Origin of the sequence: Tepidimonas fonticaldi (assembly GCF_007556755.1) — a bacterium.
Lineage (GTDB): Bacteria > Pseudomonadota > Gammaproteobacteria > Burkholderiales > Burkholderiaceae_C > Tepidimonas > Tepidimonas fonticaldi.
The window spans coordinates 1-20,591 of record NZ_VJOO01000016.1; the positions used below are offsets into that span (position 1 = coordinate 1).

Sequence of the window (20,591 nt, forward strand, 5' to 3'; positions counted from 1 at the left end):
CCTACCGCCCGCGCCCCCGCCTGGGGGACGAGCCCCACCCCATCGTGCCGAACGATCGCGGTGTGCTGCGCCTGCCACTGGGCGATGGCCTGCTCGGCCGGGTGGTCGACGCCTATGGCCGCCCACTGGACCACGGTGGCCCGCTGCACGGGGTGCAGGTGCAGCCACTGGAGCGCCCACCCATCAACGCCATGAACCGCGCGCCCGTGCGCCAGCCGCTGGACACCGGGGTGCGCGCGATCAACGCGCTGCTCACGGTGGGGCGCGGGCAGCGCCTGGGGCTGTTCGCCGGCTCTGGCGTGGGCAAGAGCGTGCTGCTGGGCATGATGGCGCGCTACACCCAGGCCGACGTCATCGTCGTGGGCCTGATCGGCGAGCGCGGGCGCGAGGTCAAGGAGTTCATCGAAGACATCCTGGGCGCGCAGGACCGCGGCCGCGCGGTGGTCGTGGCCGCACCAGCGGACGCCCCCCCGCTGGTGCGGCTGCAGGGCGCGCACTACGCCACCGCGATCGCCGAGCGCTTTCGCGACGATGGCCGCCACGTCCTGCTGCTGATGGACTCGCTCACCCGCTACGCCATGGCGCAACGCGAAATCGCACTCGCCATCGGGGAGCCGCCGGCCACCAAAGGCTACCCCCCCAGTGCCTTCGCGCGCTTGCCGCAGTTGGTGGAGCGGTCCGGCAACGGCCCGGAGGGCGGCGGCTCCATCACCGCGTTCTACACCGTGCTGTCGGAAGGCGACGACCAGCAGGACCCGGTCGCCGACGCCGCGCGCGCCATTCTGGACGGGCACATCGTGCTGTCGCGCGCGCTCGCCGAGTCGGGCATCTACCCCGCGATCGACATCGAAGCGTCCGCCTCGCGCGTCATGCACAACGTGGTGGACGAAACGCATTGGGCGCTGGCGCGGCGATTCCGGCAGCTGTATTCGCGCTACCAGAAGAGCCGCGACCTCATCCAACTGGGCGCCTATGTGCCGGGCAGCGACCCGGAAACCGACTTGGCCATCCAGTTGCAACCGGCCATGCAAGGCCTGCTGATGCAGGACATGCGCGAATGCGCCCCCTTCCAGGAGAGTGTGCAACGGCTGGCCGAGGTGCTGCAGCCCGCCACCGCCCGCAGCGGCCGCGACGCGACAGGAGGCCGTGCATGAACAAGCCGCGCGATCTGGGGATTTTGCTGGAACTGGCCGAGCGCCGCCGCGACGAAGCCGCGCAAGCGCTGGCCCGCGTGCGCCAGGAGCGCCAGGGCGCCGATGCCCAGATGGCGCAGTTGCAGGCCTACACCCAGGACGCCGAAGCCCGCTGGCACCAGCGCGCCACCGTCGGCGTGTCGCCCACGCTGCTGGCCACCCACCGACAGTTCATGGCCAAGCTGGAGGACGCCATCACGTTCCAGACCCAGACGCTGCAGCAGCTCGACGAGCGCATCGTCCACCACGAAGGGCGGCTGCGCGATGCCGAACGCGAGCTGGCCACGCTGAAGCGGGTGCAACAACGCTGGCAGCAGGACTGGCACCAGCACCTGCAGCGCCTGGAGCAAAAAGCCAACGACGAGATGGCCGCCACGCTCCACCGGCGCCGCCACACGCTCCATCCCTGACGGAGAACGCCCATGAAAGCCGAATCGCTCCCCCCGGCCACGTCTGCACACGGCACCCACCGGCCCCAGGGTCCGCAGGGCCAGCGCAGCCACGCGGCTGACCCACAGGGCGGCGACCCGTTCGCGCAGCTCTTGGCCGATTTGTGCGCCGACGACGCCACCGGGCTGTGCGATGCCGAGGCCAGCGCCGAGGCCAGTACCGACGCGGCCGCCAAAGACGATCCGCGCGCGGAGGAGATCACCAAACGCCCTCCCCGCGCGGACGCCCTGCCCGACACCGCCGCGGCCCTGATGGCAGCGGCCACCCCCGCCGCCGCGCTGCAGCCGCCCGCATCGGATGCCGCGAATCCTATTCCCAGTGACACGCCAGCCAGCACCGCCGACCTGACGGCGCTGACAGCGGCATCCCCGCGCACGGGGACGGAAGCCCCCACCGACGGCGACCCGGCCGCCCCGTTGGTCTCCGCCTCCGCCCACCCGGTCGCGGATTTGGCCAAAGGCGGCGGGCTGGGCCAGCTCATGCAGGCCACGGCATCCGACACGCCGTGGGGCAACTGGGTCTCCACCGTGGCGCGCTCCAAGCAACGGTCGCCCGGCGCGGCCCTGGCCAATGGCCGGCTGGCGCAGCGCGAGGCGTCCGCACCCGATGGGGCCGCAGGCCCGCTGGCACCGACCACACGGACCGACCGCCACCCCAGCGATGCCACCGCGTTGACGGCGCCCACCGCACCGTCCCCCGCGGCGCTGATGGAGCGGGCGGAGACATCCACCCACCCCGGCGAGCGGCGCGAGGCGGAACGCACCCCCGACGCACTGCGAACCGGCGGCCCGGCCACGCCAGACGCCCCGTCGCCCACCGGAGCCGGCGGCCCGGGCCCGGAGGCGTCCGACTTCGGCCTGCAACTCGGCCAGGCCCTGGGTGACGCGTTCGAGTCCCTGGGGGCTCAGGTCAGCCTGTGGACCGCCGGCAAGTCGCAGCGCGCCAGCTTCTCGCTCCAGGAGGGCACCGACGACCCGCTGGGGGTGGATCTGACCGTGACCGATGGGGTGGCGCAGGTGCTGTTCCGCACGGACGACGGTGCCATGCGCCAGCTCATTCAGGCGCAGGCGCCGGCCGCGCTGGCCGAGGCCCTGGCCCGTGTCGGCCTGACGCTGGGCGGCGTGGACGTCGGCGGGCAGTTTGCCCAAGGTCAAGGGCAGCCGCCCGCGGATGCGAACCCCCGCTCGATCCGCATGGGCCTCGCCCCCGTCGCCACGGCCGAACCCGCCCGTGTGGGCCAGGGCGTCCTGCTGCGGAGGCCCAGCGGGCGCGCGGGCCTGGACGTCTACGCCTGAACACCGCACATCCCCCGAACAACCCGGGTGCGGGCGGGCTTTTCGGGCTTTGGTCGGGGCGACGGGTGGCGCCACAATGCAGGCATCGGCGTCGGCACGCATGACCCGTGACACAATAGGTGCGGTCACCGTGCCGGCGGTCCACCGTCGGCTTTCGTCCATTCTTTTTTACACGCCACCGACACCATGGCCGAACCCGCTGCAGCCGCCGCCGGCGGTGAAAAACCCAAGAGCAAAAAGCTCCTGCTGATCATCATCGTCCTGCTGGTGGTGCTCGCGGGCGGTGGCGCGGCGGCCTTCTTCCTGCTCAAGGGCGGCCACGACGAAGAAGCCGGCGACGAGCCCGCCAAGGAAGCCAAGGCCAAACCCAAGAAAAAGGCCCCCGCCGGCCCGCCGACCTTCATGCCGCTGGAGGCCGTCGTGGTCAACCTGGCCGACCAGGGCTCCACGCGCTACGCCCAAGTGGGCATCACCCTGCAGGTGGAGGATGCCAAAGTTGCCGAAGAGGTCAAGAAGTTCATGCCCGCCATCCGCAACGGCGTGCTGATGCAGATTTCCCGCCGCACGGCAGACCAGCTCCTGAGTGCCGAAGGCAAGGAACAGCTCTCCCAGGACATCCTCGACCTGGTGCGCACCACCACCGGCATGGAGGAGTACCGCGGCTACAGCCCGGTCGAGGCCGTGCTGTTTTCCAGCTTGATCGTCCAGTGAGGCCACCGCCCCGCTGATCCCCGCCCGCCCTTGCGCCCCACGACACCATGAGCGACGCGTTTTTGTCCCAGGACGAGATCGACGCCCTGCTCGAGGGCGTCACCGGCGAGAGCCAGAAGCTGGCCAAGGAGGAGGTGCAGACCGGCGGCATCCGCACCTACGACCTCTCCAGCCAGGAGCGCATCGTTCGTGGGCGTATGCCCACGATGGAGGTGATCAACGAGCGCTTCGCCCGCAACCTGCGCGTGGGCCTGTTCAACTTCATCCGCCGCAGCCCCGAGATCTCCGTCGGCCCGGTGCAGGTGCAAAAGTACAGCATGTTCCTGCGCGAGCTGGTGGTGCCGACCAACTTCAACATCATGGCGGTGCGCCCGCTGCGCGGCAGCGGCTTGGTGGTGTGCGAGCCGACGCTGCTGTTCGGCGTCATCGACAGCCTGTTTGGCGGCACCGGCAAGTTCCACACCCGCATCGAGGGGCGCGACTTTTCCCCCACCGAGCAGCGCGTCATCAACCGCATGGTGGACGTGGTGGCGGAGGAGTACAAAAAGGCCTGGAAAGGCGTGTACCCGTTGGAGCTTGTCTACCAGCGCTCCGAGATGCAGCCGCAGTTCGCCAACATCGCCACCCCCAGCGAAATCGTCGTCTCCACCAGCTTCACGCTGGAGATTGGCGACATCACCGGTTCGCTGCACGTGTGCATCCCCTACTCGACGCTGGAGCCGATCCGCGACCTGCTGTACTCCAACACCCAGGGCGACTCGATGGAAGTCGACCGGCGCTGGGTCAAGCTGTTGAGCCACGAGATCCAAGCCGCCGAGGTCGAGCTGGTGGCCGAACTCGCCACCGCCGAGGCCACGGTGGAGCAACTGCTGGCGATGAAACCGGGCGACTTCATCGAGCTGGAGCGCCAGCGCATCATCCAGGCCAAAGTGGACGGCGTGCCGGTGCTGGAGTGCGAATACGGCACGCACAACGGCAAATACGCGCTGAAGGTGGTGCGCACCATCCGCAGCAGCGACAAGAGCTGGCACGGACACGGAGCGACGAACTATGACAAATGAAAACGACACGCCGGCCGGCCCGGTGGACGAACAGGCGCTGGCCGACGAATGGGCCCAGGCGCTGCAAGAGCAGACCGGCGGGAGCGGAGGCGGCAGCGACGACGTCTTCGCGAGCGCCCCGCACTTCGATGGCGCGGCGCCGGCGCCGACCGGCAACAACGACATCAGCATGGTGCTGGACATTCCGGTCACCCTGTCGGTGGAACTGGGCCGCACCAAGGTGCCGATCAAATACATCCTGCAACTGGCACAGGGCTCCATCGTCGAGCTGGACGCGCTGGCCGGCGAGCCGATGGACGTGCTGGTCAACGGCTACCTGATCGCGCAAGGCGAGGTGGTGGTGGTCAACGAGAAGTTCGGCATCCGCCTGACCGACATCGTGACGCCATCGGAGCGGCTGCGCCGCCTGAGCAAGCATTGAACGCCGACGGACGCCAGGCATGACACCGGACTGGACCGCGTGGCTGCCCGCCCTGGGGCTGCTGGCCGCATTGGCGGCCTTGGCCTGGGGCGTGCAGTGGCTGCGCCGGCGGCAGGCCAGTGCCGTGGGCGGCGGTGCGGCGCTGCGCGTGACCGCGCAGCTGATGGTGGGCCCCCAACAGCGCGTCGTCGTCGTGGAGCTGGACGGCCCGGCCGGCGCGGTGCAGCTGACCCTGGGCGTCACGCCGCAGCATGTGCGCACGCTGCACGTCCAGCCGCTGGGGGTCGGCCGCCGCAGCGCGGGCGACGCTGCCCCCGCGGCAAACGCCCCCGCGACGCCCCCACGGTATGCGGATGTGGCACGTGCCCTGTCGGCCGAGCCGCAGCGGCGGGAGCCCACGGTATGACCGGCGCGCACCGCCGTTGGCTGCGCGCCGCGCTGGCGCTGGCGCTGGCGGCCGGCGCCAGCGCGCTGTGGGCGCAGCCAACCCCGCCCGGACAGCTGCCCCTGGTGATTGGGCAAGGCCCCGGCGGCACCAGCTATTCGGTGCCGATCCAGACGCTGCTGTTCTTCACGGCACTGTCCTTCCTGCCCGCCATCCTGCTGATGATGACGGCGTTCACCCGCATCGTCATCGTGCTGTCGCTGTTGCGCCAGGCGCTGGGCACGCAGGCCTCGCCCCCCAACCAGGTCATCATCGGGCTGTCGCTGTTCCTCACCTTCTTCGTCATGGGACCGACGTTCGATCGGGTCTACGAAACCGCCTACCGCCCCTACAGCACCGGGCAGGCCACCTTCGAGCAAGCCGTGGCGGCGGCCGAGGTGCCGATGCGCGAGTTCATGAAGGGCCAGACCCGGCAAGCGGATTTTCAGTTGTTCGTCAACCTGGCCAAGCTGCCGCCCGAGACCCGCATCGACGACGCGCCGCTGCGCGTGCTGGTGCCGGCTTTCGTCATCAGCGAGCTCAAGACCGCGTTCCAGATCGGCTTCATGGTCTTCATCCCGTTCCTGGTCATCGACATGATCGTGGCCAGCGTGCTGATGTCGCTGGGCATGATGATGCTCTCGCCCGTGCTGGTGGCGCTGCCCTTCAAGCTGATGCTGTTCGTGCTGGCCGACGGCTGGAACCTGCTCGTCGGCTCGCTGGCCGCCAGCTTCGCCACTCCCTAGGGACCGACCGCATGGAACCGCAAGCCGTCCTCACGATCGCGCAGCAGGCGATGTTCATCCTGCTGACGGTGGCCGCTCCCATCCTGGGTACGGTGCTGGTGGTCGGCTTGGTCATCAGCCTGTTCCAGGCGCTCACCCAGATCAACGAGGCCACGCTGTCCTTCGTGCCCAAGCTGATCGCGGCGGTGGCCGTCATCGCCCTCACGGGCCCCTGGATGCTGACCACGCTGGTCGAGTACATCCGCCGCGTGCTGCTCGCCATCCCCGATTACGCCGTTTGAGCGCGGGTTGGTCGGCGGCCTCGATACGATGGATGGGGTGTTTCTGACCTTCACCGAAGCCCAGTTGATGGGCTGGGTGACGCCGATTTTTTGGCCGTTTCTGCGCATCCTGGGTCTGTTTTCCGCGGCACCGCTGTTTTCGGCGCGTTCGGTGCCCATGCGCACGCGCATCGGGCTGGCTTTCGTCATCGCGGTGTGCGTGCAGCCCGCGTTGCCGGTGCAACCCACCGTATCGCTCAACAGCCCGCAGGCGCTGGGCACGCTGGTGCAGCAACTGGCCATCGGGCTGTCCATCGGACTGGCGGCGCGCATCCTGTTTGCCGCGATCGAGATGGCCGGCGAAATCGTCGGCCTGCAGATGGGCCTGAACTACGCGGGCTTTTTCGACCCCAGCACGGGGTCGCAGGCCAGCACCGTGGGGCGCTTCTACGGCAACACGACGATGCTGCTGTTCATCGTGCTCAACGGCCATCTGCTGCTCATCCAGGCGGTGGCGGCCAGCTTCGTCACCTTCCCTGTCGGGGACGACACCTGGACCGCGCTGCGCCAGATGCGCCTGTACGAGCTGGGGGCGGCCATCTTCTCTCACGGCCTGTGGATCGCGCTGCCGCTGATCGCGATTTTGCAGTTCGTCAACGTGGTGCTGGGCATCATCTCGCGCATCGCCCCGCAGATGAACGTGTTTGCGATTGGCTTTCCGCTGACGCTGTCGGTGGGGCTGATCGGCGTGGCCGCGTCGATGCCGCTGCTGGCCGAACCGGTGCGCCGGCTCATGCAACTGCTGGCGGACCTGTACGGGATATGAGGCCGGGCCTCACACGAGTTTGTTGCGGATGGCGTAGACGGTCAGCTCGGCGTTATTGCTCAGACCCAGTTTTTCGAGCACGCGCGCGCGATAGACGCTGACGGTCTTGGGACTGATCATCAGGGCCTCGGCGATCTGCGAGAGCTTTTTGCCCGAGGCGATCAGGCGCAGGGTCTGCAACTCGCGCTCCGACAGGCTGTCGTGCAACTCGCCGCCTTCCGGGGCTTGCAGGTGGTTGGCCAGCAGCTCGGCAATCTCGGGGGTGATGTATTTGCGCCCCTGGGCGACGGTGCGCACCGCAGCAATCAGGGCCTGGGGATCGCCTCCCTTGTTCAGATAGCCCATCGCCCCGGCACGCAGGCAGCGGATCGCATACTGGTCCTCGGGATACATGCTGACCATGATGGTGCGCACGGGGTTGCCCTCCTCCTGCAGCACGGAGAGAATTTCCAGCCCGCTGCGCCCGGGCAGGTCCACGTCCAGCAGCAAGACATCGGGCTTTTCGCGCCGCAGTGCCTCGCGCAGCACGGGGTAGCTGTCGGCCTCGGCCACCACCTGGATGTCGGTCGCCTCCATCAGGGTGTCGCGCACGCCGCGCCGCACCACCGCATGGTCGTCACACAGCACCACTCGGATCATTGATCGTCCTCCTCGGCTTCGTTCGGTGCGGCCGCACCCGCCAGCGGCACCGACAAGATCAGCGTCATGCCCTGGCCGGGGGCCGTCACCACATCCAGCCAACCGCCGACGGACTGCGCCCGCTCGCGCAGGCCCAGCAGTCCGAACGAACGGTCCTTGCCCAGCTCCTGCGGCGAAGCGCCCCGGCCGTCGTCGGCAATCTCGATGGTCAGATGGTCCTCCAGGTCGCTCACGTCGATGGTCACGCGCCGCGCCTGCGCATGCTTGAGCACGTTGGTCAGGGCCTCCTGCACCGTGCGGTAGGCCACCATCTCCTGCCGGGGGGTCAGCGTGCCTTGCACGCGCCCCCGCAGCACCACGTCCAGCCCGGTGCGCTCGGCAAAGGTGCGGGTCAGCCACTGCAGCGCGGGCATCAACCCCTGATCCAGCACCGCCGGGCGCAGGTTGCGCATGATGCGCTGGCTGGCGCCCAGGGCGTGTTCAGCCATGCCCAGCGCCGAGCGCACATGGCCCAGGGCCTCCTCGTCCGTCAATCGGCGCGCCAGCCACGCCAGGTCGAGCTTGACCGCCGCCAACGCCCCGCCGATGTCGTCGTGGATCTCGCGCGCGATGTCGGCGCGCTCACGGTCGATGCTGGTTTGCAGATGCTCGGTCAGCTCCAGCAGGCGCTGGCGGGACGCGGCCAGCTCGCGCGCCGCCTCGGCCTGCGCGCGGCGCGTGGCCGACAGCTCCAGCGCGCGCTGCAGCACCCGGGGCAAGCGGGACAGCTGCGCTTTGTCCACATAGTCGCTCACGCCGCGGACCATGGCATCGGCCACGGCCGCCTCGCCAATCGCCCCGGACACGAGGATGAACGGCAGATCGATCCCGGCCTCGCGCAGCCAGTCCCAGGCCTCCAACCCGGAAAAGCCACCCAGGTGAAAGTCGGCCAGCACCGCATCGAACGGCGGCTGACCGGGCGCCAGGGCCGCGCGAAAGGCCTCCAGCGTGTCCACGAGCACGACCTCGGACTCAATCTCGCCGCGGCGCAAGGCGCGCACGAGCAGGCCGTGATCGACGGGGTTGTCCTCCAGATGAAGCAGGCGCAGAGCGTTCACGCAGCGGGGTATCCATGGGTTGGGCGGCGGGCCAGGCGGGAATGGGTATCGCAGCCACCCCGTGATTGTGGGCGAAAGGCGCCCCATCCAGCATCCACACGGCGCTGGCCAGGCACCGGCATCGTGACGAAAGTCCAACGATTCGCCGAAATCCGATCAAATCCCAGGTCCAGCCCCCCTGGAGCCGGGGTATATTTACACGACCACATCCCGATGGGACTGCAGCAGGGCCTCAGCATGTCAGATCCGGACACCCCCCAACCTTCCCTGCAGCGCCGACGCTGGCCGCGGGAAGAGGTCACCGTGATCGAACCCCGACCCGCGCCGCCCGAGGACAGCGACGAGCCCACCGTCCCCGTCCGCCTGAGCGCGGTGGCAGACCTGCAGGACTCGCTGCTGGTGGCGATGAACGACCTCAAACGCCTGGAAGGCCTGCTCGACCATGCCACGGGCAACCTGCTGGACCGCTTCAACCGGGCGATCGCCGCCGTAGACGCCCTCGCACCGGAGCCCAGCACGCCGGAAATGCAAGACCTGCGGCAAACCCTCCATCAAGCCGTGCTCGAACTGCAGTTCCACGACATGGCCACCCAGTTGCTGGTCCACACCGGCAAAGTCCTGCGCGGCTGCGCCTATATGCTGGCTGAACAGGTGATGGAGCCCGAAGAGGACGAGGTCGGCATGGTCGTGACGCACCTGCCCCAGAATCCCAACCCGGTCACCCAAAGCGAGATGGACGCCGGCTCCATCGAACTGTTCTGAACCCGTCATACCCACAAGGTCCGCCCATGCACTCGATCCTGGCCGTTGATGACTCCGCCTCCATGCGCAAGATGGTCTCGTTCACGCTGGTGGGAGCTGGCTTCCAGGTGGTGGAGGCCGTCGATGGCGTCGATGCCTACGAAAAGGCGCAAAAGCAGCGCTTCGACTTGGTGCTCACCGACCAGAACATGCCGCGGCTGGACGGCATCGGCCTGACCCGCAAGCTGCGGGAGCACCCCAGCTACACCGCCACGCCGATCTTGATCTTGACCACCGAATCCAGCGACCAGATGAAGCAGGCGGGCCGCGCCGCCGGCGCCACGGGTTGGCTGGTCAAGCCGTTCGACCCGAACCGGCTGATCGAGGTCATCCGGAAAGTCATCCGCTGACCCCCCGGGCGCCCCGACGCTTGCGAGACGACCGAGAGCACCGCCATGGCAGATACCGCGAACGACGGCTTCGACCTGACCCAGTTCTACCAAATTTTCTTCGAAGAAGCGGGCGAGAACCTGGAGCAGATGGAGCAGCTCCTGCTCAACCTGGACCTGGACACGGTCGATGACGAGACCCTGAACGCGATCTTCCGGTGCGCCCACTCGATCAAGGGGGGGGCGGCCACCTTCGGTTTCGAGGACGTGGCCGAGCTGACCCACCAGATGGAGTCCCTGCTGGACAAGCTGCGCCGCCACGAGCTGGTGCCCACCCCGCCGATGGTGGATGTGCTGCTGGAGTCGAGCGACGCCCTCAAGGGCCTGCTGGCGCGGCACCAGGGGCTGGGTGGCGAGCCTCCGGAGACGGCGGGGCTGGTGTCGCGCATCCGCGCGCTGGCCAGCGGCCAGGCCGCCACGGCCGCGCCGCCGCCCCCTCCGCCACCACCGCCTGCGGCAGAGCCCACCCCACGCGCCACGGCGGGTGGGATGCCGGCCCCCTCGCCCGCCGGCGCGCCGCGGCATCTGCAGGCCCGCATCGGCCCGCTGACCCGGCTGGACCAGGCCGACCCCATCAAGGAATTGTTCCGCGACATCGCGGGCCTGGGCACCATCACCGCCGAGCGCGACGAGGGCAACGTCCGCATCTACGAGATCGACACCACCAGCACCGACGACGAGCTGCTCGATCTGTTTGCCTTCCACGTCGCCCGCGAGCATGTTGCGCTGATACCGGCGGGCACGGCAGCAACGGCGCCCGCAGCCGAGTCTGCAGCCGCCCCCGCCGCAGAAAGCACCCTGCCCGAGCACAGCCGCGACGTCATCGAGGAGGGCTACGGCCTGTTCGCCGGGGCCCCAGGCAGCCCTGTAGCGGGCACGCGAACGGACGCCAGCGGCACCCCGGTCCCAGCGCCGGACGAGGTGCACGGCTACGGCTTGTTCCCCGGCGCGCCCGGCAATCCGGTGACGCCCTCGGAACACGCCGCCGCGCTGCAGGCCGAGGCCGCCCTGCACACCGCCGCCCAGTCCACGGGAGCGGCCAGCGCGGCCCCGGCGCTCAGCGCCGATGCGCGGGCGCGCGAAACCGCCAAGGCCGCGCGCAATGCGGCCAGCGCCCAGTTGGAGACGACGACGCTGCGGGTGTCCGTCAGCAAGATCGACCAGCTGATCAACCAGGTGGGCGAGCTGGTCATCACCCAGGCCATGCTGGCACAGTACAGCCGGGACCTGGACGCAACGCTGCACCAGCAACTGCTGACCGGCTTGGCCGACCTGGAGCGCAACACGCGCGACCTGCAGGAATCGGTCATGTCGATCCGCATGATCCCGATGTCGGTCGTGTTCAGCCGCTTCCCGCGCATGCTGCGCGACCTGGCCGGCAAGCTCGGCAAGAAGGTCGAGCTGGTCACGCACGGCGAGGCGACCGAGCTGGACAAGGGCCTGATCGAAAAGATCACCGATCCGCTGACGCACCTGATCCGCAACAGCTGTGACCACGGCATCGAGCTGCCGCACGAGCGCGTCGCCAAAGGCAAGCCGGAGGTCGGCACGATCACCCTGTCGGCGGCACACCAGGGCGGCTCGATCCTGATCGAGGTGCGCGACGACGGCCGCGGCCTGTCGCGTGCCAAGCTGCTGGCAAAGGCGCGCGACAAGGGCATCCCCTGCTCCGACGACATGAGCGATGCCGAGGTGTGGCAACTGATCTTCGCGCCGGGTTTCTCCACGGCCGAGGTCGTCACCGACGTCTCCGGGCGCGGGGTCGGCATGGACGTGGTCAAGAAAAACATCGCCTCGCTGGGCGGATCGGTGGAGATCGACTCGGCCGAAGGCTATGGCATGAGCGTCAAGGTGCGCCTGCCGCTGACGCTGGCGATCATGGACGGCATGACGGTGCGCGTCGGCGAAGAGGTCTACATCCTGCCGCTGTCCTCCGTGGTCGAATCCTTCCAGGTCCAGGCCACCGACATCAACACCGTGGCCCAGAGCGCCCAGCTCGTCAAGGTGCGCGAGGAGTACATGCCGGTCATCGAGCTGGACCGTCTGTTCCAGGTGCCGCGGTCTGCGGCCGACGCGTCGGCCAACAGCATCATGGTCGTGGTGGAGTCGGACGGCTCGCGCGTGGCGCTGATGGTCGATGAGCTCCTGGGACAGCAGCAGGTGGTGATCAAAAACCTCGAGGCCAACTACAAGAAGGTCCCCAACGTCTCGGGCGCCACCATCCTGGGCGATGGCAGCGTGTCGCTGATTCTGGACATTTCCGCCCTGGTGCGGCGCGTGCGCCAGTAACCCACGCCCCTTGCGATGATGCGCGACGACACCGCCACCCTGCAATCCCGCGAATTCGCGTGGACGGTGGCGGATTTCGACCGCATCCGGCAGCTCATCTACCGGCATGCCGGCATCAGCCTGCACGAGGGCAAGCAGGCCATGGTGTACAGCCGCATCTCGCGCCGCTTGCGGGAGACGGGACACGACAGCTTCCGGGCCTACCTGGACTGGCTGGAGTCCAGCCGCGATGCCGCCGAGTGGCAGGAATTCGTCAACGCGCTGACCACCAACCTGACTTCGTTTTTTCGGGAGAACCACCATTTCGTGGAACTGGCCCGCCTGGTCCGGGAATCGGCGGCCCAGCGCGAATGGAAAATCTGGTGCAGCGCCGCCTCTACGGGGGAGGAGCCCTACTCCATCGCCATCACGATGGCGGACGTGCTGGGCCTGCAGGGGGCCTTCCGAATCTGGGCCAGCGACATCGACACCCGGGTGCTGCAGACTGCCCAGCGCGGCGTGTACAAGCTGGAGCAGTTGCGCGCCGTCACCCCCGAGCAGTTGCGCAAGTATTTCTTGCGCGGCAAAGGCGCCAACGAGGGCCTGGCCCGCGTCAAGCCGGAGCTGCAAAAGCACCTGCAGTTCTTCACGCTCAACCTGGTCGATGAGGCGTGGCCCCTGCGAGAGGAGTTCGACGTGATCTTCTGCCGCAACGTCATGATCTATTTCGACCACACGACACAGCGGCAGGTGCTCGCGCGCCTGCACCGGCTGCTGCGCCCCCACGGCACCCTGTTCGTCGGGCATGCCGAGAACTTCAGCGACGCGCGCGACCTGTTCCGGCTGCGCGGCAAGACCATCTACGAAAAATTATGACGTCCTTGGTGCGCACCCCCACGCATGTGCAGCAGCTCAAGGCGCACCCGCGCAAACCGGGGGAGGCGTCGTTCTTCTTTTTCGATCAGCACTTCAAGTACGCGGCGGTCAAGGTGCTGCCCGGCGAGTTTTTCGTCAGCGACGAGGATTTGCTCATCATGACGGTGCTGGGCTCATGCATCGCGGCCTGCATTTGGGATTCGCGGCTGCGCATCGGCGGCATGAACCACTTCATGCTGCCCGAGGGTGGGGCCGATACCTCGGGCCGGTATGGCTCCTACGCCATGGAACTGCTGATCAACGAACTGATCAAGCGCGGCTCCACACGCGAGTACATGCAGGCCAAGGTGTTTGGCGGGGGGGCGGTCATCTCGGGCATGACGAGCATGAATGTGGGCGAGCGCAACACCCAGTTCGTGCTGGACTATCTGGCCACCGAACGCATTCCGGTGGTGTCCAAGGACGTGATGGACATCTACCCGCGCAAAGTGGTGTTTTTTCCCGTCACGGGCAAGGCCATGGTAAAACGACTCGCCCATGCGCACCCCGAGACCCTGGAGACCCAGGAACGCCAGGGCACGGCGACCCGGCTGGCGCAATCGAATGCCGGTGGAACCGTGGACCTGTTCTGATATTCCGTATTTGGCATGACCCCCAAGATCAAGGTGGTGGTGGTCGACGACTCGGCGCTGGTGCGCAGTCTGTTGACCCAGATCATCAATCAACAACCGGACATGACCTGCGTCGGCGCGGCCGCCGACCCGCTGCAAGCGCGCGAAATCATCCGCGAGCGCAACCCGGACGTCATCACGCTGGACGTCGAAATGCCCAAGATGGATGGGCTGGAGTTCCTCTCGCGCCTGATGCGGCTGCGCCCCACCCCGGTGGTGATGGTCTCGACGCTGACCGAGCAGGGCGCGGAGACGACGCTCAAGGCCCTGGAGCTGGGCGCGGTCGACTTCGTCGCCAAGCCGCGCATCGGTGTGAGCGCCGGGCTGCAGGAGCTGGCCGACGACATCGTCGACAAAATCCGCATCGCCGCCAAGGCGCATGTGCGGCGCCTGACCGCTGCCCCCGTCGCCGCCCCGGCCGCCGCGCCATCGAACCCAGCGGCCGCGGCCTCCAGCACCCCAACCGGAGTCGCCTCGGGCACCGGGCTGCTGCGGCTGTCGACCGAGAAGGTCATCTGCATCGGCGCCTCCACCGGCGGCACCGAGGCGATCAAAGAGATTCTGGTCGAGCTGCCGTCCGACGCCCCGGCGGTGGTCATCACCCAGCACATGCCGCCGGGCTTTACCGCCAGTTTCGCCGCGCGGCTGGATTCGCTGTGCCGCATCCGGGTGGCCGAGGCGCGCGATGGCGAGCGCATCCTGCCCGGTCATGCCTACATCGCCCCGGGCGGGCGTCAGTTCTCGATCGCGCGCAGTGGCGCCAACTACATCGCGGTGGTGGATGACTCACCGCCGGTCAACCGCCACAAACCGTCGGTGGAGGTGCTGTTTCGCTCCTGCGCGCGGGTCCTGGGGCCCAATGCTATTGGGGTGATGCTGACCGGCATGGGCGGCGACGGCGCCCAGGCGATGAAGGAAATGCGCGACGCCGGGGCTTATAACATCGCCCAAGACGAAGCAAGCTGCATCGTATTCGGTATGCCGAAAATGGCCATCCAGGTAGGGGCAGTACACGACGTCCTGCCCTTGAAGCAGATCGCACGGGCCATCATGGAGCGCGTGGCCGCCTCGGGCGTGCGGCACCGCATCTGAAGACGACGCCCGACCGGCCGCGCTCAGGCCAGTTGGCCGCTCAGGCCAGCTGGTCGATTTGCCCGCCCGGCGCCGGTCGGTTGCCGGTGTCCGCGGCCACGCCATAGTTCTGCGCCGCATCGTTGGGCGGCAGGTTGGCCAGCGGCCGGGTGTTCAGTCGGTTTTGTAACTCCTCCAACCGTTGCGCGCGCTCTTGCGCGGCCTGGACAGCCTCCTCGCCAATCATCAGGTCCACCGCCGCGCGGCTGGCCTTCCACATGTTGGGCAACAGATCCTTGATCTGGACGTCCATCGCCTCTTGAGCGGGGTTTTTGACCTCGGGGAAGTCCTTCTGCCCCGAACGCCCGGCGGCATCGCCGGGTCGCCCTGGGCGTGACTGCGCCTCGGCACGGCGTTGGGCGTCGGCATTATGGGCCTCCCGCGCCCGTTTGTCCCGCTCGGCCGCCCGGGCCTGGGCCGCCTCCTGGTCGGCCATGGCCTGCGCATCGGCGGCGCGGGGATCGTCGCGGCCCGCCGCCGGCAGCGGCAGTCCGGAGCGCTCCGGCGCCGCGCCATTCGCAAACCCATCGGCCCGCTGCCCCTCCTGCGCCGGGGAGACGGGCGCCAACACGGGAGGGGCGGCCAGCGCCTGCGCACGCGCGGCCTCGCCTTGCGGCGCCACGACGGCGCCGGCCGCATTGTCACGGGCCACGGCATTGCTGGGCCGCGCCGGGGTCACCGGCTGAGCCCGCACGGTCGGCGTCGATTGCGGCGCCGGTGCCACGGCAATCGATGAAATGGTCAACATGGCGCAACCCCCAACTCGTCTGCACGCAAGGGTCACAATCCCTGCGTTCATCCGTGTTATCGACCAACTTGAGCTCGACTTTAGGGGCAAATGGACCGTTTTTCAAACGATCGCCCCACGCCCCGCCATGACGGGGCGCGCGTATGGCCCCCGAACCCGGCGGTTCGGCCCGCGCGGCAGGACGCCGCGGGGCGCAAGCCACGTAAAATGACAATGACTCTGACCCCGGCGCGCCCGCTCCGGCCCAGCCCCAGACAGGCGCCCCCAACCCAAAGGACCCCCGATGGCGACACCCCTCCCGCTGCACGACCGCGACGGCAAGATCTGGATGGACGGCGAACTCGTCGACTGGCGCGACGCCAAGGTGCACGTGCTGACGCACACGCTGCACTACGGCTGCGGCGCCTTCGAGGGCGTGCGCGCCTACAGGACCGAGCGGGGCACGGCGATCTTCCGGTTGCAGGAGCACACCGAGCGCCTGTTCAACAGCGCCAAGATCCTGCGCATGAAGATCCCCTTCAGCGTGGAGGAGGTCAACGAGGCGCAGCGCGCCGTCATCCGCGCCAACGGGCTGGAAAGCGGCTACATCCGCCCGCTGACCTGGATCGGGTCGGAAAAGCTCGGCGTCAGCCCGAAGGGCAACCGCGTGCACCTGATGGTGGCGGCCTGGGCGTGGGGCGCCTACCTCGGCGAGGAAGGGATGAAGCGCGGCATCCGCGTCAAGACCTCCAGCTACACGCGCCACCACGTCAACATCACGATGACGCAGGCCAAGACGGTGTCCAACTACACCAACTCCATCCTGGCCAACATGGAAGCCACCGACGACGGCTACGACGAGGCGCTGCTGCTGGACCCGGCCGGCTTCGTCTCCGAAGGTGCTGGCGAAAACCTCTTCATCGTCAAGAACGGCGTCGTCTACACCCCGGACCTGTCGGCCGGCGCGCTCAACGGGATCACGCGCAACACCGTGCTGCACATCGCCAAGGACCTGGGCCTGGAAGTGGTGCAGAAGCGCATCACCCGCGACGAGGTCTACATCGCCGACGAGGCGTTCTTCACCGGCACCGCCGCCGAAGTCACCCCGATCCGCGAACTGGACCGGGTGACCATCGGCGCGGGCCAGCGCGGCCCGATCACCGAACGCATCCAGAACGCGTTCTTCGACATCGTCAACGGCCGCAACCCGAAGTACGCGCACTGGCTGACGTTGGTCTGAGCCATTTGTCTGCCCAACACGAGCAACGCCATGACCGCCACCACCCAAGCCCCCGCCGTGGTCGAGCTCGCTGCAGCCGACCTCAACGCCCACGGCCGCATCCACTGCCCGCATCCTAAAGCCGGCATGGAACTGTGGAACAGCCACCCACGCGTCTTTCTGGACCTGAGCCACACCGGGCAGGCGCAGTGTCCGTATTGTGGGACGGTGTACCGGCTCCACGCGGCGGCCTCGGCAGAGCGCGCCTCATCGTGCGCCTCGCCCAAGAGGTGACATCGAACCTGCCGCCCCCTCCCAATGCTCCTCAAGGATAGGCGCGCCTCGGACGTGGTGGGCCGCGAGCGCATCGCGCAGGCACTGGTCAGCACCGGGGTGTTTGCAACGCCGGCATTGAGTTTGGCGCTTCCTTCAGGCTATTCTTTGGGTATATTGTGCCTTCTGTTGGCCGGCCTCCTCGGCTTACCTGACTACATCTCACGATCCCGCACCACGATCCCCGCAGCCGTACTCCACTTTCTGTTGGCGGCGTGGTGGATGGTTTGCGTTTGGTTTTTTCGTATCGATAACGTCGGCTGGAACCATGTCGAGGGCTACGAACGCTTACTCAAATACGCACTGTCGCCCTTGGCCGCTGTTGCGTTGCTAACATTTCGACCGCCGCCACAGCTGGCATGGTACGGATGCACGGTCGGCGCGATACTGGCTGGGGCTACAGCGATAACCCAGGTTCATATACTGGGTTACGAGCGCGCCAATGGCCATACCAATGCCATTCAGTTTGGCAATTTAGCTCTGCTGCTTTCGCTCTGGTCTGCGGTCGGTCTGCACTACTTTCGAGGCCGCACCTTCAGAACTCTGTGGGGCTTCTTAGGGATGATCGGCGGAAGTGCGGCGATATTCTTGTCAGGCACCCGCAGCGCATGGTGGATCACGGCGCTCGCCGTGCTCGTGTACCTTTGGGCCACGTTGCGCCCTCGCCACGCCGATGCCGGACCTCGTGGTACCGGGACTTACCGCGCGCTTGGCCCCATTTTCATCGTCCTCGTTAGCGGCGCCATTACAGTGCTTATGTGGCAGCCGATCACCAACCGAATCAGCGAGGGCTTACGAGACCTCCAACTTTACCACGACAACAATACCGACACGTCCCTGGGTCATCGGCTGGCTCATTGGAAATTGGCCTGGCGCCTAGGCTACGAACAGCCCCTATTGGGCTGGGGACAACAGGGTTATGAAAAACGAAAAGCCGAGCTGGTAAGCACCAATGAAGCACCCTCAACTGTGTTGAGGTTTCGTCACGCGCACAGCGACGTCCTTGACCTTTGGGCTAAAGCAGGCTTGGTGGGCGTCGTCTCGTACTGTCTACTGCTTGGGACACCACTGTGGTACAGCCTGCGCCTGTGGCGTGCACAGCGCACACACTGTACCGATCCAGACGCCCTCGTCATACGCTACGCGGCTCTTTGTGGTACCGTTACCGTCTTATGTTATGTTGGCTTCGGCCTGACCCAGACCTTTTTCGCTCACAACAACGGCAACATGATGTACCTGTATATGACCATTTTATGGTTATGCTTGGTTTTTGGCGTTCGACCACAAAACAACCAAACAAGGCTCGTCAAGCATGCCTAGCAACCCCATTGACGCTGTCATCACGTGGGTGAATGGCAACGACCCGGACCACCAAAAAAAACGCGCCCTTTGGCAACCACGTAGCGGAGCCGACGCTCCCAACGCGATCATTCCAACACGCTTTGCCGATGACGGCGAAATTTATTATTGTTTGATTTCAATATTGCACTACGCACCATTTATTCAAAATATCTTTATCGTAACTGACAACCAGCACCCCAAACACCTGAATGCCATTGCTGCCGCCGCACCAAACACACAAATCCGTGTGATCGATCACCAAGAAATCTTTCGCGGTTACGAGAACTATCTACCCTCATTCAACTCGACAACAATCGAAACATTGTTGTATCGCATAAACGACCTCAGCGAGCATTTCATATACTTTAACGACGACTTTTTTTTAAATGCCCCCGTCACCGTAAACGATTTTTTTCGCGCTGGACAGCCGGTGATCTATGGAAAACAGCAGTCAACCATCCCAACGCTGGTTAAACACAAGCTGAAACGCACAACACAGCGATTATTACACCAACCCAGCCAGGTGAGCTACCTTTATAAACAAGCAAAATCCGCGCAACTTATTGGCAGCCCAATATTCATTCGTGTTGGCCATACGCCACGCGCCCTTCGCAAGTCGACTTTCGAACAGTTTTTTTCACAACACCCGATGCTACTGGAACAACAGCTCGTGCATCGCTTCCGTCATCCAGAGCAATTTCATGCGATCGCGCTAGCCCATTTGCTTGATCGCCTTTACAACCGCGCCATTCTTTTACCGGACCCACCTCAATTCTATCTAAAACCAAGCAGCGATCTCCAGCGACAGCTGCAACTGCTCGATTGCGAAGATATCAAATTCGGATGCATCCAGAGTCTGGATCTTTTTACCGCCACTGATCGTCAGCTTATCAAATCACACCTGTTTCGTAAGTTTGCCGCATCCCTACCACAAGCACTCGAGAGTATCCTCCGGTCAACTCACGGTAATTCCTGACCTCGTACCATCCACGCATTTTGGATGGCATGCACCAGCTGCAGGTACCAACGCTTCCGTTGTTGTTTCCACGTGCGCCGGGAACGACCGTTTGCCCAAATCGAGCTGTTCTTGGACAGCGGCGCCTTTTCGACCACCGAGGGGAAGATACCAAAAATTCGCAGATCAAACTCCCACCAATAGCGCTTATCCACATCAATGGGACGTCCAAATGGAACGAAGTTTTTGTATACTTTACGCGCGCCGGCTTGGCTTACAACATAAGCATTCGACCAGCTCGGAACACGCTTGTACGTGCAAAGCTCGTATCCTTCGAGGTCACTTAACGGCCGACGCAGACGGGGACGCTCCTTTTGCCGATTGTACAACTTGATAATATCCCAGCCTTCGACTGGCAATCTTTCGATTGCTTTCAAAACCGCTGGTAAGCCGTCCTTCAGAATAACATCGTCTTCGAGTATCAACATGCGGTCGTAGGATGCCTCGATGGCATGCCGGGCTGCATACAAATGACTGACGTAGCAACCTTTCTCGCCATCCGAGAGTGGCCGGTAGAACTTTCTTTGATTGACCTCGCTCGAATAGAATTTAGATTGCTCCTGAGGTGTCAGCTCACTCCACAGCACACCCCGGATGCGGTGCGCGGACAGACCGAACCGCTCCAGCTGGTGCTCCAAATGTCGACGGCGATCGACATCGCGGTCAAGGTTAATATAGACGATAGGAATCATTGCTC

Annotated in this window: 24 protein-coding genes; 20 read left to right on the forward strand and 4 right to left on the reverse strand. The window is 66.0% G+C overall.

The features are described 5' to 3' along the window. The 10 genes from Tfont_RS08765 to fliR form a co-directional block, all read left to right on the forward strand. The coding region (locus tag Tfont_RS08765) for a FliI/YscN family ATPase (RefSeq protein ID WP_143969150.1) at positions 1 to 1,154 on the forward strand (1,154 nt) is incomplete at its 5' end. Beyond that, positions 1,151 to 1,603, forward strand: coding sequence for a flagellar export protein FliJ (fliJ, locus tag Tfont_RS08770; RefSeq protein WP_068608899.1), 453 nt, complete (start codon positions 1,151 to 1,153; stop codon positions 1,601 to 1,603). The genes Tfont_RS08765 and fliJ, both read left to right, overlap by 4 nt. Before the next feature lie 12 nt (positions 1,604 to 1,615). After that, positions 1,616 to 2,938, forward strand: coding sequence for a hypothetical protein (locus Tfont_RS08775; protein ID WP_143969151.1), 1,323 nt, complete (start codon positions 1,616 to 1,618; stop codon positions 2,936 to 2,938). Positions 2,939 to 3,124: 186 nt separating this feature from the next. Next, positions 3,125 to 3,649, forward strand: coding sequence for a flagellar basal body-associated FliL family protein (locus tag Tfont_RS08780; RefSeq protein WP_143969152.1), 525 nt, complete (start codon positions 3,125 to 3,127; stop codon positions 3,647 to 3,649). A 47-nt stretch (positions 3,650 to 3,696) separates the two neighbouring features. After that, positions 3,697 to 4,710, forward strand: a complete 1,014-nt coding sequence (fliM, locus tag Tfont_RS08785; RefSeq protein ID WP_143969153.1) for a flagellar motor switch protein FliM — start codon at positions 3,697 to 3,699, stop codon at positions 4,708 to 4,710. Beyond that, the gene (gene fliN / locus Tfont_RS08790; RefSeq protein ID WP_068608892.1) at positions 4,700 to 5,131 is read left to right on the forward strand and encodes a flagellar motor switch protein FliN; all 432 of its coding nucleotides are present in this window, start codon (positions 4,700 to 4,702) and stop codon (positions 5,129 to 5,131) included. The genes fliM and fliN overlap by 11 nt, the downstream gene beginning before the upstream one ends. A gap of 19 nt (positions 5,132 to 5,150) precedes the next feature. Then, on the forward strand, positions 5,151 to 5,537 hold the full coding sequence (locus Tfont_RS08795; protein ID WP_143969154.1) for a FliO/MopB family protein: 387 nt from the start codon (positions 5,151 to 5,153) through the stop codon (positions 5,535 to 5,537). Continuing rightward, on the forward strand, positions 5,534 to 6,301 hold the full coding sequence (fliP, locus tag Tfont_RS08800; RefSeq protein WP_143969155.1) for a flagellar type III secretion system pore protein FliP: 768 nt from the start codon (positions 5,534 to 5,536) through the stop codon (positions 6,299 to 6,301). The genes Tfont_RS08795 and fliP overlap by 4 nt, the downstream gene beginning before the upstream one ends. Positions 6,302 to 6,312: 11 nt before the next feature. Beyond that, positions 6,313 to 6,582 (forward strand): flagellar biosynthesis protein FliQ, encoded by a 270-nt coding sequence (fliQ, locus tag Tfont_RS08805; protein ID WP_068608886.1) that lies wholly within the window; start codon positions 6,313 to 6,315, stop codon positions 6,580 to 6,582. Between the two features lie 67 nt (positions 6,583 to 6,649). Next, a complete protein-coding gene (gene fliR / locus Tfont_RS08810) occupies positions 6,650 to 7,387 on the forward strand; it encodes a flagellar biosynthetic protein FliR (RefSeq protein WP_143969195.1) in 738 nt (245 codons plus the stop codon). 9 nt (positions 7,388 to 7,396) lie between these two features. Here the strand turns inward: fliR and Tfont_RS08815 are convergent, their stop codons facing one another. Further along, positions 7,397 to 8,026, reverse strand: coding sequence for a response regulator (locus Tfont_RS08815; RefSeq protein ID WP_143969156.1), 630 nt, complete (start codon positions 8,024 to 8,026; stop codon positions 7,397 to 7,399). Next, the gene (locus tag Tfont_RS08820) at positions 8,023 to 9,123 is read right to left on the reverse strand and encodes a hybrid sensor histidine kinase/response regulator (protein WP_260682327.1); all 1,101 of its coding nucleotides are present in this window, start codon (positions 9,121 to 9,123) and stop codon (positions 8,023 to 8,025) included. The genes Tfont_RS08815 and Tfont_RS08820 overlap by 4 nt, the downstream gene beginning before the upstream one ends. 306 nt (positions 9,124 to 9,429) lie before the next feature. On the opposite strand from Tfont_RS08820, the gene Tfont_RS08825 reads away from it, so the two are divergent. From Tfont_RS08825 to Tfont_RS08850, 6 genes are read left to right on the forward strand one after another with little or no spacing between them, the layout of a single operon-like run. Further along, positions 9,430 to 9,885 carry a hypothetical protein gene (locus Tfont_RS08825; protein ID WP_390612406.1) on the forward strand — a complete coding sequence of 152 codons (456 nt, stop codon included), beginning with the start codon at positions 9,430 to 9,432 and terminating at the stop codon, positions 9,883 to 9,885. 26 nt (positions 9,886 to 9,911) lie between these two features. After that, positions 9,912 to 10,274 (forward strand): response regulator, encoded by a 363-nt coding sequence (locus tag Tfont_RS08830; RefSeq protein ID WP_143969158.1) that lies wholly within the window; start codon positions 9,912 to 9,914, stop codon positions 10,272 to 10,274. 45 nt (positions 10,275 to 10,319) lie between these two features. Continuing rightward, a complete protein-coding gene (locus Tfont_RS08835) occupies positions 10,320 to 12,602 on the forward strand; it encodes a chemotaxis protein CheW (RefSeq protein WP_143969159.1) in 2,283 nt (760 codons plus the stop codon). An 18-nt stretch (positions 12,603 to 12,620) separates the two neighbouring features. Next, complete coding sequence (locus Tfont_RS08840) at positions 12,621 to 13,457, forward strand: CheR family methyltransferase (protein ID WP_231960259.1); 837 nt, start codon at positions 12,621 to 12,623, stop codon at positions 13,455 to 13,457. Continuing rightward, entirely contained in the window at positions 13,454 to 14,089 is a 636-nt protein-coding gene (gene cheD, locus Tfont_RS08845; RefSeq protein ID WP_143969160.1) for a chemoreceptor glutamine deamidase CheD, read from the forward strand. The genes Tfont_RS08840 and cheD overlap by 4 nt, the downstream gene beginning before the upstream one ends. Positions 14,090 to 14,104: 15 nt before the next feature. Next, entirely contained in the window at positions 14,105 to 15,220 is a 1,116-nt protein-coding gene (locus Tfont_RS08850; protein WP_143969161.1) for a protein-glutamate methylesterase/protein-glutamine glutaminase, read from the forward strand. A gap of 40 nt (positions 15,221 to 15,260) precedes the next feature. Here Tfont_RS08850 and Tfont_RS08855 read toward each other — a convergent pair whose 3' ends face one another. Continuing rightward, the gene (locus Tfont_RS08855) at positions 15,261 to 16,007 is read right to left on the reverse strand and encodes a hypothetical protein (RefSeq protein ID WP_143969162.1); all 747 of its coding nucleotides are present in this window, start codon (positions 16,005 to 16,007) and stop codon (positions 15,261 to 15,263) included. A 283-nt stretch (positions 16,008 to 16,290) separates the two neighbouring features. Here Tfont_RS08855 and Tfont_RS08860 point away from each other — a divergent pair, with 283 nt between their 5' ends. From Tfont_RS08860 to Tfont_RS08875, 4 genes are read left to right on the forward strand one after another with little or no spacing between them, the layout of a single operon-like run. Beyond that, positions 16,291 to 17,226 (forward strand): branched-chain amino acid transaminase, encoded by a 936-nt coding sequence (locus Tfont_RS08860; protein WP_143969163.1) that lies wholly within the window; start codon positions 16,291 to 16,293, stop codon positions 17,224 to 17,226. 30 nt (positions 17,227 to 17,256) lie between these two features. Next, a complete protein-coding gene (locus tag Tfont_RS08865) occupies positions 17,257 to 17,499 on the forward strand; it encodes a zinc-finger domain-containing protein (RefSeq protein ID WP_143969164.1) in 243 nt (80 codons plus the stop codon). Positions 17,500 to 17,523: 24 nt separating this feature from the next. Beyond that, complete coding sequence (locus tag Tfont_RS08870; protein ID WP_143969165.1) at positions 17,524 to 18,858, forward strand: O-antigen ligase family protein; 1,335 nt, start codon at positions 17,524 to 17,526, stop codon at positions 18,856 to 18,858. After that, positions 18,851 to 19,855: a stealth family protein gene (locus tag Tfont_RS08875; protein ID WP_143969197.1), complete on the forward strand. Its 1,005-nt coding sequence runs from the start codon at positions 18,851 to 18,853 to the stop codon at positions 19,853 to 19,855. The genes Tfont_RS08870 and Tfont_RS08875 overlap by 8 nt, the downstream gene beginning before the upstream one ends. Here Tfont_RS08875 and Tfont_RS08880 read toward each other — a convergent pair. Continuing rightward, positions 19,840 to 20,586 carry a glycosyltransferase family 25 protein gene (locus Tfont_RS08880; protein ID WP_143969166.1) on the reverse strand — a complete coding sequence of 249 codons (747 nt, stop codon included), beginning with the start codon at positions 20,584 to 20,586 and terminating at the stop codon, positions 19,840 to 19,842. The two genes, Tfont_RS08875 and Tfont_RS08880, sit on opposite strands and share 16 nt — an antisense overlap. Between the last annotated feature and the right edge of the window lie 5 nt (positions 20,587 to 20,591).

Bases quoted from the DNA above. Each gene is read 5' to 3' on its own strand.
- fliJ (WP_068608899.1), top strand. From the start codon at position 1,151: ATGAACAAGCCGCGCGATCTGGGGATTTTGCTGGAACTGGCCGAGCGC.
- Tfont_RS08775 (WP_143969151.1), top strand. From the start codon at position 1,616: ATGAAAGCCGAATCGCTCCCCCCGGCCACGTCTGCACACGGCACCCAC.
- Tfont_RS08780 (WP_143969152.1), top strand. From the start codon at position 3,125: ATGGCCGAACCCGCTGCAGCCGCCGCCGGCGGTGAAAAACCCAAGAGC.
- fliM (WP_143969153.1), top strand. From the start codon at position 3,697: ATGAGCGACGCGTTTTTGTCCCAGGACGAGATCGACGCCCTGCTCGAG.
- fliN (WP_068608892.1), top strand. From the start codon at position 4,700: ATGACAAATGAAAACGACACGCCGGCCGGCCCGGTGGACGAACAGGCG.
- Tfont_RS08795 (WP_143969154.1), top strand. From the start codon at position 5,151: ATGACACCGGACTGGACCGCGTGGCTGCCCGCCCTGGGGCTGCTGGCC.
- fliP (WP_143969155.1), top strand. From the start codon at position 5,534: ATGACCGGCGCGCACCGCCGTTGGCTGCGCGCCGCGCTGGCGCTGGCG.
- fliQ (WP_068608886.1), top strand. From the start codon at position 6,313: ATGGAACCGCAAGCCGTCCTCACGATCGCGCAGCAGGCGATGTTCATC.
- fliR (WP_143969195.1), top strand. From the start codon at position 6,650: ATGGGCTGGGTGACGCCGATTTTTTGGCCGTTTCTGCGCATCCTGGGT.
- Tfont_RS08815 (WP_143969156.1), bottom strand. From the start codon at position 8,026: ATGATCCGAGTGGTGCTGTGTGACGACCATGCGGTGGTGCGGCGCGGC.
- Tfont_RS08830 (WP_143969158.1), top strand. From the start codon at position 9,912: ATGCACTCGATCCTGGCCGTTGATGACTCCGCCTCCATGCGCAAGATG.
- Tfont_RS08835 (WP_143969159.1), top strand. From the start codon at position 10,320: ATGGCAGATACCGCGAACGACGGCTTCGACCTGACCCAGTTCTACCAA.
- Tfont_RS08840 (WP_231960259.1), top strand. From the start codon at position 12,621: ATGCGCGACGACACCGCCACCCTGCAATCCCGCGAATTCGCGTGGACG.
- cheD (WP_143969160.1), top strand. From the start codon at position 13,454: ATGACGTCCTTGGTGCGCACCCCCACGCATGTGCAGCAGCTCAAGGCG.
- Tfont_RS08850 (WP_143969161.1), top strand. From the start codon at position 14,105: ATGACCCCCAAGATCAAGGTGGTGGTGGTCGACGACTCGGCGCTGGTG.
- Tfont_RS08855 (WP_143969162.1), bottom strand. From the start codon at position 16,007: ATGTTGACCATTTCATCGATTGCCGTGGCACCGGCGCCGCAATCGACG.
- Tfont_RS08860 (WP_143969163.1), top strand. From the start codon at position 16,291: ATGGCGACACCCCTCCCGCTGCACGACCGCGACGGCAAGATCTGGATG.
- Tfont_RS08865 (WP_143969164.1), top strand. From the start codon at position 17,257: ATGACCGCCACCACCCAAGCCCCCGCCGTGGTCGAGCTCGCTGCAGCC.
- Tfont_RS08870 (WP_143969165.1), top strand. From the start codon at position 17,524: ATGCTCCTCAAGGATAGGCGCGCCTCGGACGTGGTGGGCCGCGAGCGC.
- Tfont_RS08875 (WP_143969197.1), top strand. From the start codon at position 18,851: ATGCCTAGCAACCCCATTGACGCTGTCATCACGTGGGTGAATGGCAAC.
- Tfont_RS08880 (WP_143969166.1), bottom strand. From the start codon at position 20,586: ATGATTCCTATCGTCTATATTAACCTTGACCGCGATGTCGATCGCCGT.